This is a genomic window from Alistipes sp. CAG:268 (genome assembly GCA_000434235.1).
GTDB lineage: Bacteria > Bacteroidota > Bacteroidia > Bacteroidales > Rikenellaceae > Alistipes > Alistipes avistercoris.
This window is the reverse complement of sequence record FR891982.1, coordinates 14,655-24,072: the sequence shown is the minus strand read 5'-3', so window position 1 is coordinate 24,072 and position 9,418 is coordinate 14,655. Positions and strand designations below refer to the sequence as shown.

Here is a 9,418-nt window from a genome sequence, read left to right as displayed (position 1 = left end):
GGCGGCGAACCCCGAAAGGTTCGCCGCCGCTCTTTTCCGTTGGGGCGCGAAGGCGCGGTTGTCTACTTTTTCGTCTCGAAGCGGCGCAGCAGGAGCGCGCAGACGGCCAGATAGGCCATGCAGCAGGTGATGACGACGAGCGAGCCGATCTGGCTGCCGGCAAAATCGGCCGAGGCTCCCATCAGCGGCGGGATGACCGCACCGCCGCAGACTCCCGTGATCATCAGTCCCGAGATCTCGTTGGCCTTGTCCGGGTGGCTCTTGAGTGCCGCCGAATAGATCACCGAGAAGATGCTCGAGCAGGCGAAGCCGATCAGACCGACCAGCACCAGCATGCCGACCGTCGCATGGGTGAACCAGAGGACGATCATGGCGGCGATGGCTGCGAAGATATGGATCCGGAAGTAGCGGACATCGCTCATGCGCACGAGCAGGAGCGAGCCGATCAGTGCGCCGACCGTACGGCAGACAAAGTAGACGCTCGAACCGATTCCGGCCTGCTCGACGGCGTATCCGCTGCGTTCGATAAGCAGCTTCGGGGCAACCGTATTCATGCCTACATCGACGCCTACGACGAAGACGATGCCCAGGAAGAGGATCAGCACTGTGCGGTCCTTGAGCAGCGAGAAGGCAGCGCCGACCGAAGAGGCCGTCTGTACTTCGCGCGACTCCTGGATCGGGGTGCAGAGGAGCCAGAGGGCCGACAGCAGCGTGATGGCGGCGTAGATCGGGAAGAGGTACTGCCAGTTGCCCAGTTCTCCGGCGGCGAAGGCAGCGATGAACGGTCCGCAGAACGACGACACGGCCTTGACCACCTGTCCGGCGGTGAGCGAGCTGGTCAGCGTCTCGGGGCGCACGACATTCGTCAGCAGCGGGTTGAGCGACACCTGCAGCAGCGTGTTGCCGATGCCCAGCAGGGCGAAAGCCGCCATGCAGGTGGCCAGGTTGTAGTCGATGAAGGGAATGAGCATGCCGACGATGGTGATCAGGTTGCTCGCCTGCACCATCTTCTTGCGTCCGATGCGGTTCATGACCAGAGCTGCAGGGATCGAGAGCAGCAGGAACCAGATGAAGACCATCGAGGGGATGAATCCGGCGAGGGTCTCGTTGAGCGCGAAATCTTTCTGCACGTAGCTGGTCGAGATGCCCACCACGTCGCAGAAGCCCATCACGAAGAAGCCGAAGAGGACGGGCAGCAGTTTGCTTACGGAGTAGTTGTTGTTATTCATGGGGTTGTTCGGGTTATTTTTCGGCCTCGATGCGGTAGGTGAACGAGTCGGCGCGGTAGTAGCCGACGTTGAACTCGACGGGGAATCCCGAGGCGTCGAGCACCAGACGCTTGCGCTTGAGGATCGGGTCGCCGGCCCGGATGCCCAGTTTGTCGGCCAGCTCCTCATCGGCCAGCATGGCGCTCACCTCCTCGACCGACTTGTGGACGATGACGCCGTAGCGCTGTTCGAGCATCGTGTAGAGGGGTTGGGTGAAGTCCTCCTCGCCGGTCATCCCGATGGCGGGGTTGAAGTAGGAGTAGAAGTAGACGATCGGAGCCTGCTCGCTTCCGCGCACGCGCGACATGCGCAATATGCGCGTATCGGGAGTCACCTGGAAGAAGCGTGCCACCTCGGGGGCGGCCTGTTCCCAGCATATGTGCAGCTCGTAGTTTTTGATCGTGATGCCCAGCGCCTTCATCTCCTGTGAGAAACTCATCCAGTTGCGGGCGTTGCTGCTGGCCTTGCCCAGCGTATTGACCGTGGTGCCGACTCCCTTCTTGCGGATCAGCAACCCTTCGTTCACCAGCCGGTTGATGGCCTGTCGGAGGGTATTGCGCGATATCTTGAGTTCCTGTGCGAGTTCTACCTCGTTGGGAAGGATGGCCCCCGAGCGATACTTTTCGGTATTGATCATCTGGCGCAGGATGTGTTCCGCCTGCACATGATAGGGGGTCTTGCTTGAAAAATCGATTTGTGTGTTCATCTTTTGTCGGTAGTTGGGTTCAATCCGTACAAAGATAATTATTTTGCACTAATCTTTACGGTTTCTCTGAACATTCCGCCTCTCCGATCCACTCCGCCCGGAACCGGTAGCGCATGTCGCCGCCCCACCACATGGAGAAGTTCGTGCCCCAAAGGTTGTCGAAGAGGCAGAAGTGTATGCCCTGCCGCAGGTCGGGCAGTTGGGTCGAATAGTTCAGCGCGTTGCGCTCGCCCACAACCACGAGCAGCGCGTCGGGCGAGGTGATGCGCAGCGTACCGCGGCGCGTGACGAGGTCTACATAGCGGTCGATTCCGTGCATCTGCCGGTTGCCGCCCGGCACGACATCGAGCAGATCGACGCGTCCGCCTGTCTTTTCGGCCACTACCGAGAGCAGCTCTTCGGGCCGGATCGAAACCCAGTAGGCCTCGGGCATCCGGTTCGCGGGTTTCCCGACGAGGTCCACCGTCCATGCGACGCTGCGTCCGTCGCGTGCGATCTCCCACTGGCAGCGTACCGCTTCGGGCAGCACGCGCGGGTCGATCCGTGCGTCCTCGGGGAAGACCATCTCGGTGCGGATGCGGCGGCCCTCACGGCTGCGCTCCACCGAGCATTTCGCCACGCGGGCCTCGATCGTGGCGCTGCGGGCCGGGCTCCGGTCGAGCCCCGGCTTGCCGTTGTCCTCGATCGCCCACTGTACGTGGCTGGTGAGGTAGGCATCCTGGAACCGGGTGTAGTCGTCGTTCGAGAAACTCTGGTAGGCTATGCCGCCCAGGAGGCACTTCATGCCCTTTGCCTCGAATGCATAGCGCCCTGCGGCGTCCAGCTTCCGGTCGCTGTCGTTGTCCGTGACGGGGCGGCGGTCCACCTCGCCGACATGCTTCAGGGCTTCGCGGGCCTCTTCCCGAAGCGGGTCGGGCAGCAGGGCCACGGCCTTGTCGATGTTGTCGTCGAGTTCGCGCCACGACTGTTCCGTGAACAGGAACTCGGGTTGCGTGCGGGCCGCCGTGAAGGAGTCGAAGTCGTATTTGTCCCAATTGCGCAGGTGGGTCTTCACGTCGGCGCCCCACGTGTGCTCGGCGATCATGCCCAGCCGTACGGCGAAGTCGATGGCCGCATCGCTGTCGGGCGCCAGGCGTCCCTGACGGATCCAGCCGTCATAGAGACGGCCGAGTTCGCGGAAGCGGGCCATGCGCAGCGGGGCGCTGCCGTAGCCGTAGATCCACGTGTCGCCGATCTCGGAGGTGACCACCGGCAGGTCGGCGCGCATCGGCTCGAGAGCCGCGGCCACGTCGTTGAGCGAGGCGGCGACAATCCGGGCCGAGGGGTAGCGTTCGCGCAGCGAGGCGAAGATGCGGTGCACCTCCTCGATTGAGTGCGGACCGTGGTTGTCTCCCGTGAGGTTGATCGACACGGCGGTCCGGCCGTCGGGCAGGAGCATCGTGTCGCCGTAGGATCCCTGGTACATCAGGATGATTTCCCGACCGGAGGCCGGATCGCGCCACCGGCAGACGGGCGGCACGTCGGGCACGCTCACGGCCGGATTGGTCCCGACGTGCAGGAAGCCGATTCCGGCTTCGCTCAACAGCGGGACGATGCTGCGCGTATGGCCCGGGACGTCGGTCATCTTGGCGGCCGAGGTGTGCTTTCCGAACCGGGCGTCGAGCCGTTGCGAGAGCCGCAGGATCCCTTCGAACAGGGCCCGGTTCATCGATTCCGACTCGACCGTGTAGGGGACACCGTTCCACACGATGTCGCCGCGGCGGATGGCTTCCTCGAGTTCGGCTGCGGCCTCGGGCGTTGCCTGCCGCAGATAGGCATCGACGAGCCAGGCGCCGGTCGTCCAGACGTAGCGCTCGTCACCTCCCTCTTCGCGCAGGCGGCGGGCCACTTCGATGGCTTTGGGGATGTAGTAGTCGATGTAGCGTTGCTCGACCTTCGAACTGAGGTCGGTGAATCCAATGTCGAGGTGGGTCTTGAAGATCACGAGGACCTTTTCGACCTGCGGGTCGGAGGCCTGTTGCGGGGCGGCTCCGAGCCCGAGGCTCCCCGCCAGCGATGCGAGAAGCAGGATCAGGATTTTTTTCATGGTTCTTCGGTTGGTTTGTTCGGGTCGGTTCTGTCGGGAGTGTTGGGCCGCCGGGCGTTATTGTCTCCGGTCGAGCTCCGCGATGGCGAAAGCGTAGGCGCCCAGTGCGATGGCCCGGCTGGCACCGAGTTTCGAGCGGACGACGGGGGTCTGCCGGATGTGGTGGTAGCGGACACGCTCTTCGGAGTGCGGAACGGCCACCGGCACCGACTTCTCGCGCACGAACTCCGCAGCCTCCTCCGGTGAGTCGAGGTCGTAGGTCTGCATCTGCAGCCGCGGGAAACGGTCGCCGGCGAAGGTGCAGATCTCTCCGCGCATCTCCGCCAGCAGGGAGGGCATGAAGTATTTGGCCGCTCCGGTCAGGCCGCCGCCCAGCACGACGATGCCGTCGATGATCGTAAGGGCCTGCGAGATGACGTCGCCTGCCACTTCGCCGAAGCGGCGGAAACTCTCCCGGGCGGCTTCACGGTCTCCCGGGCGGGTCCCTTCGGCGATGTCGAAGATGTCGCGGGGGGTGAGGTGGGCGGCGTCCGAGCCGGTTATTTCGCCGTAGACGCGGCGGACGGCGCGGATGCTGACGCTCTCCTCGCAGATCATCCCTGCGTGGTGTTTGTTGCGGAATACCCAGACGTCTCCGCCGCATCCGTTATCGCCGGTCAGCAGCCGGCCGTCGATCACGGCGCCGGCGCCGAATCCCGTGCCGAGCGTCACGCCGAGCAGGTTGCGGTAGCGTTTGGTCGATCCGGAGCGCTCGAGCAGGGCGTTCACCTCGGGCAGGGCGCCCGAGATGGCTTCGCCATAGGCGAACAGGTTGCCGTCGTTGTTGATGAACACCGGAATGCCGAACTTCCGCTCGAGGAAGGGCCCCAGTGCCACGCCGCCGCGGAACGACGGGAAGTTGGGCAGGTCGCCGATGATCCCGTGGGCGTAGTCGGCCGGTCCTGGGAAGGCGAAACTGATGGCGACGGGGGCTGCATCGAGCTGCCGCCGCACCGCTTCGAACCCCTCGACGAGGGTCGAGAGCATGCGGTCGAGGTCATCCGGCACCGAGTGGAAATGGACCGGTTCGACGATTTCGCGGTTGCCGGCGATCGCCGAGAAGATGAGGTTCGTGCCTCCGGCGTCGAGCGTGAGGACGATGCGTGGGTCGGTTTCGTACATGGTCGGTAGTAGATTGTTTGCTGTCAGTGTCGTACATAGGCCTTGACCGTGCCGCAGGGCGTACCCGGCACGAGCGGCCGGATCGTGTAGCTGCCGATCGAGGCGGGAATGATGAAGGTCTCGGCGTAGTGTACCGTGAAGGGCTCGAATGCACCCGTGGGGCTCTCGACGACGGCTGCGTCGCCTTCGACGAGGTTGAGCACCTCGACGCCGCCCTGCATCGTGTGGGGCGTGACGCCGGTGAACCAGTGGCGCCGGGTCTCGATGAACTCGGCCTCGTGCAGCCCGGTGCGCTCCTCGCGCCACCCTTCGCCTTCGGCTATAGGCTCGAAGCGGTTGCAGTGGCGGCGGAGTATCTCGTCCGTATCGCGTTTCCAGTTGATGACATGGGAAGCGTGGCCGATGTTGATCGGGCGGGGCTTGCCGTCGAGGCCCATGCGGCCCCAGTCCCACATCTTGAATGTGAAGATATTGGGCGTGGCGCTGATCTCGAGGACCATGGCGCCGGCTCCCGAGCAGTGGATCGTGCCGCCCGGGATCAGGTAATGGTCGTGCTTGCGGGCCGGGAAACGGTTCACGAAACGTTCGGCGTCGAACGCCTCGCCTCCCTGCTGGGCCGTACGGAGCGCCGCGAGCATCTCTTCGGGATCGACGCCCCGTTTTACGCCGAGGTAGACACAGGCCCCGGGTTCGGCATCGAGCAGGTAGTAACTCTCGTCCTGCGTGTAGCGCATGCCGAAGGTGCGGCGGATGTATTCGTTGGTGGGGTGGACCTGCAGGCTGAGGTTGCCTCCGCCGATGGTGTCCAGGAAGTCGAAGCGGATCGGGAAACTCTCGCCGAAGCGCTGGCGGTCGGCTGCGCCCAGCAGTTCCTGTGCGCGCAGATAGACGAGGTTCTGTGCCGGCATCTCGAACAGCTCGCCATCGACCTTCAGCAGCAGGCTGTTCTCCTCGGGCACACAGTCGAAGCACCATCCGAAATTGACCCGTTCGCGGTCGAGGTCGCAGACCTCCTTCATCCATTGTCCGCCCCACGGCGCGGGATCGAAGAACGGTACGACACGGAACGGGCGGCGTACCGTGCGGTCGATGCCCTGCATGAAGGTTTCGGCGGCGATCATCAGCGGGCGCCCGGGACGGTGCGTGTCGATCCAGTAATCGACGCGGTTGTAGAGGCTCTTCTTGTGGTTGTCCAGTACGGGCCAGTCGTTGAAGTAGCCGCGCTTGTACTGCCGTGCGGGGCTTTCGGCCGAGTTGTCCACGCCCAGTCCGTGGATGGCATGGGCGCGGAAGCGCTGCTGGATCTCCCAGCGGGCCATGTCGGCGTAGAGCGTCAGGTCGGCATTCGGTGCGACGTAGCCGGCGCCGCAGCCGTAGACGATCGTGCGGCGTTCGCGGCGGAGGATCCGTGCGCGGGCCTCTTCGAGGCGTTCGGGGTCGAAGAAGTCGGCCAGGCCGAGCGGCGAGAGGTAGCCGAACAGTTCGTCGTCGGTCACGTAGGGTTGGGTCATGGAGCGGATCTGCCGTTCGTCGCGGAAGAGCTCTTCGGTGCGGATCAGTTCGGCGTCGGGCCACATGCGGGCGAGCGCTCCGGTGAGCTCCGCGTCGTGTACGCCGTGGTAGGTGTCGAACACCACCAGCGGACGCTCGATGTCGGTACGTCGGGAGATCTCAGCGCCGATCTCCTCCCAGCCGCGCCAGATGCGGCCCTCGGTTTCCGTTGCCGGGAACTTGTCGTAGTTCGAACGAGTGTGTAGCGATGTATCCATGGAGATATGTATGTTTATTTTTTATATGTGCAAACATAACAAATCTTTTTTGATTATGCAATTGTTTGTGCGATTTTTCCGGCCTTGGATGGCTCTTTTCGGGCCTTTGCCCGTTGCGGACGAGGCCTGCCGGACATCCGGCAGGCCTCGTGCATGCTTTGTGCGCCCCGTGCGGGGCGGGTTGCGGGGATTACTCCTCGTAGCAGTCGGGCGCCGGTTCGGGCCCCATCTCGAAGAGCAGAGTGCCTCCTTCGGCGATCGCGGCAAAGGGAATGCGGGGACGGGAGAGCCGTTTTCCGTTGAGGTAGGCCCGTTGGACATAGACATTCTCCGGCGAGTTGTTGCGCGCCTCGATGGTGAAGGTCCGCCCCGGGTAGTAGTCGGGGTCGAGCCGCACGGTGATCTTCTCGAAGAGCGGGCTGCCCAGGTCCACCATCGGTTCGGCCGAACATCCGCCGTCCATCTCGAAGAGCCCCATGGCGCTCATCACGTACCAGGCGCTCATCTGGCCTTCGTCCTCGTCTCCTTCCCAGCCGTGATAGGGGGTCTCTCCGTAGAAGCGCTCGAGGATGGCGCGTGCCCAGCGCTGTGCCAGCCACGGCTTGCCCGAGTAGTTGAACAGGTAGGGCGTGCACATGTTCACCTCATTGCCGTGGTTGATGTAGAATTCGGCCGACTGACCCATTGTGCGGTCGAAGACGTGGGCTGCAAAGTTGTGGCGCTCCGAGCGCTCGAAGCCCTCCTCCAGGCGGCGGTTGAACTCCTCGCGGCCGATCAGTTCCACGAGCCCTGGGATGTCGTGCGGCACGTACCACGAGTACTGCCAGCTGTTGCCCTCGATGAATCCTGCGTTCGAGAAGCGGTCGAATGCCGGGTCCCAGCCGCCGGTCGAGTCGCGGCGTGCGACGTATTTCCATTCGGGGTGGAAGACGTTCCGGTAGTTTTGGGCGCGCGCTTCGAGCCGCCGAGCCTCGCGCCTGTCGCCCACAGCACGGGCCAGTTGGGCGACGCACCAGTCGTCGTAGGCGTAGTCGAGCGTCTTCGACACGACGCCGTACTCCTGCGGCATGTACCCGAAGCGGTCGTAGACATCGAGCAACGGGTTGCCGGCATTGCCTCCTCCCGGGTGGTTGATGCCCGGCACGGTGACGTTCTTGTGCACGGCCTCGTAGACGGCCTCCCGGTCGCTGCGGATTCCCTTCTGGCAGGCGGCGACGAGCAGCGCCGTCTCGTGCGAACCCTCCATGATGCCCGAATACTCCAGCCCGGCGGGTCCCTTGCAGGTCCATCCCGTGTGGCGGAACATCTCGAGCTGCGTGGTTACCCAGTCGTCCACGATGCGCGGCGAAAGGATCGACCACAGCCCGTTGAGGTTCCAGTAGGTGTTCCAGAAGGCGTCGCCTCCGTACATGTTGCCCCGCTCGACGCGGCGGACATGCTCCTCGGCATCGACATAGGAGCCATCGACGTCGTTCCATGTCTGTTTGCCGGCATAGGCACGGTAGAGGTTCGTGTAGAACTTCACGCGGTCGCGTTCGCTGCCGCCCGTCACCTCGACACGTCCCAGCAGTTCGTTCCACTGTTCGCGCGTCGCCCGGGCCGTGCGGTCGAAGTCATAGCCGAGCGGTCCGAGTTCGGTCTGCATGTTGAGCCGGGCCTGGTCGATGCTCACCAGCGAGAGCCCCGTGCATACCGTGATGCGTTCGCCTTCGGTCGTGGTGAAGAGGGCGTAGGCCCCCGTGTCGCCCTTCCCCGTGATTTCGCGGATGTCCTCCTCGATGCGCCCCTCGTTCCAGCCGTCGAGCCGTCGGAAGGGACGGCTGAAGCGGATGACGAAGTGCAGCCGGTATTCGTTCCACCAGCTCCACGGGCCCGACTGGCAGTCGGCATATCCTTCCAGTTCCGTATCGCTCACGCGGGCGATGCGGGCGTCGCGCACGCGGAATCCGTAGTCCCATTCGGTCGGAAAGAGCAGGTCGATCAGTATGCGCGATTCGTTGCGCTCGGGGAAGGTGTAGCGGTGGACGCCGCAGCGGGTGGTGGCGGTGAGTTCGGCCCGCACGGCGTGGTCATAGAGGTAGACGGAGTAGTAGCCCGGCGAGGCGGTTTCGCTCTCCTTGAGGATGCGCGAGTGGTAGCCGGCGTTGGCTCCCCGGTACGGAGAGTCGGTCGAGGGGTTGCCGATGGCCAGGTCGGCCGTCGTCGGCATGATCATCAGCCCTCCCATCGTCCAGGCGTGGAGGTGGCTGAAGCCCGAGACGTTGTGGATCGAGTATTCGTAGCCGCCCATCCAGACGTCGCCCTGGTTGTCGGGGCCGAGCTGTACCATTCCGAACGGAGCCTGGGCATAGGGCCCGAGCATCCAGCGGGAGTTCGAGGTGCCGATGAACAGATCGACATAATCGACCGGCTGGGTGTCTCTTCCCGC

At 64.0% G+C, this 9,418-nt stretch carries 6 protein-coding genes; all 6 read right to left on the bottom strand.

Translation table 11 applies throughout. The features are described from left to right. Positions 1-62 precede the first annotated feature (62 nt). Positions 63-1,229 carry an MFS transporter gene (locus QZL63_RS03120; protein ID WP_022307876.1) on the bottom strand — a complete coding sequence of 389 codons (1,167 nt, stop codon included), beginning with the start codon at positions 1,227-1,229 and terminating at the stop codon, positions 63-65. Between the two features lie 13 nt (positions 1,230-1,242). Then, a complete protein-coding gene (locus tag QZL63_RS03115) occupies positions 1,243-1,974 on the bottom strand; it encodes a GntR family transcriptional regulator (protein ID WP_022307875.1) in 732 nt (243 codons plus the stop codon). Between the two features lie 55 nt (positions 1,975-2,029). Further along, positions 2,030-4,060 (bottom strand): DUF5054 domain-containing protein, encoded by a 2,031-nt coding sequence (locus QZL63_RS03110; RefSeq protein ID WP_022307874.1) that lies wholly within the window; start codon positions 4,058-4,060, stop codon positions 2,030-2,032. 57 nt (positions 4,061-4,117) lie between these two features. After that, positions 4,118-5,221: an ROK family protein gene (locus QZL63_RS03105; RefSeq protein ID WP_022307873.1), complete on the bottom strand. Its 1,104-nt coding sequence runs from the start codon at positions 5,219-5,221 to the stop codon at positions 4,118-4,120. Positions 5,222-5,244: 23 nt separating this feature from the next. Continuing rightward, positions 5,245-6,990 (bottom strand): class I mannose-6-phosphate isomerase, encoded by a 1,746-nt coding sequence (locus QZL63_RS03100; protein ID WP_022307872.1) that lies wholly within the window; start codon positions 6,988-6,990, stop codon positions 5,245-5,247. A gap of 190 nt (positions 6,991-7,180) precedes the next feature. Beyond that, a partial coding sequence (locus QZL63_RS03095; RefSeq protein WP_290585838.1) for a GH92 family glycosyl hydrolase occupies positions 7,181-9,418 on the bottom strand: 2,238 nt, incomplete at its 5' end.

Excerpts from the sequence above, each read along its gene's own strand:
- QZL63_RS03120 (WP_022307876.1), bottom strand. The coding sequence starts at position 1,229 with ATGAATAACAACAACTACTCCGTAAGCAAACTGCTGCCCGTCCTCTTC.
- QZL63_RS03115 (WP_022307875.1), bottom strand. The coding sequence starts at position 1,974 with ATGAACACACAAATCGATTTTTCAAGCAAGACCCCCTATCATGTGCAG.
- QZL63_RS03110 (WP_022307874.1), bottom strand. The coding sequence starts at position 4,060 with ATGAAAAAAATCCTGATCCTGCTTCTCGCATCGCTGGCGGGGAGCCTC.
- QZL63_RS03100 (WP_022307872.1), bottom strand. The coding sequence starts at position 6,990 with ATGGATACATCGCTACACACTCGTTCGAACTACGACAAGTTCCCGGCA.
- QZL63_RS03105 (WP_022307873.1), bottom strand. The coding sequence starts at position 5,221 with ATGTACGAAACCGACCCACGCATCGTCCTCACGCTCGACGCCGGAGGC.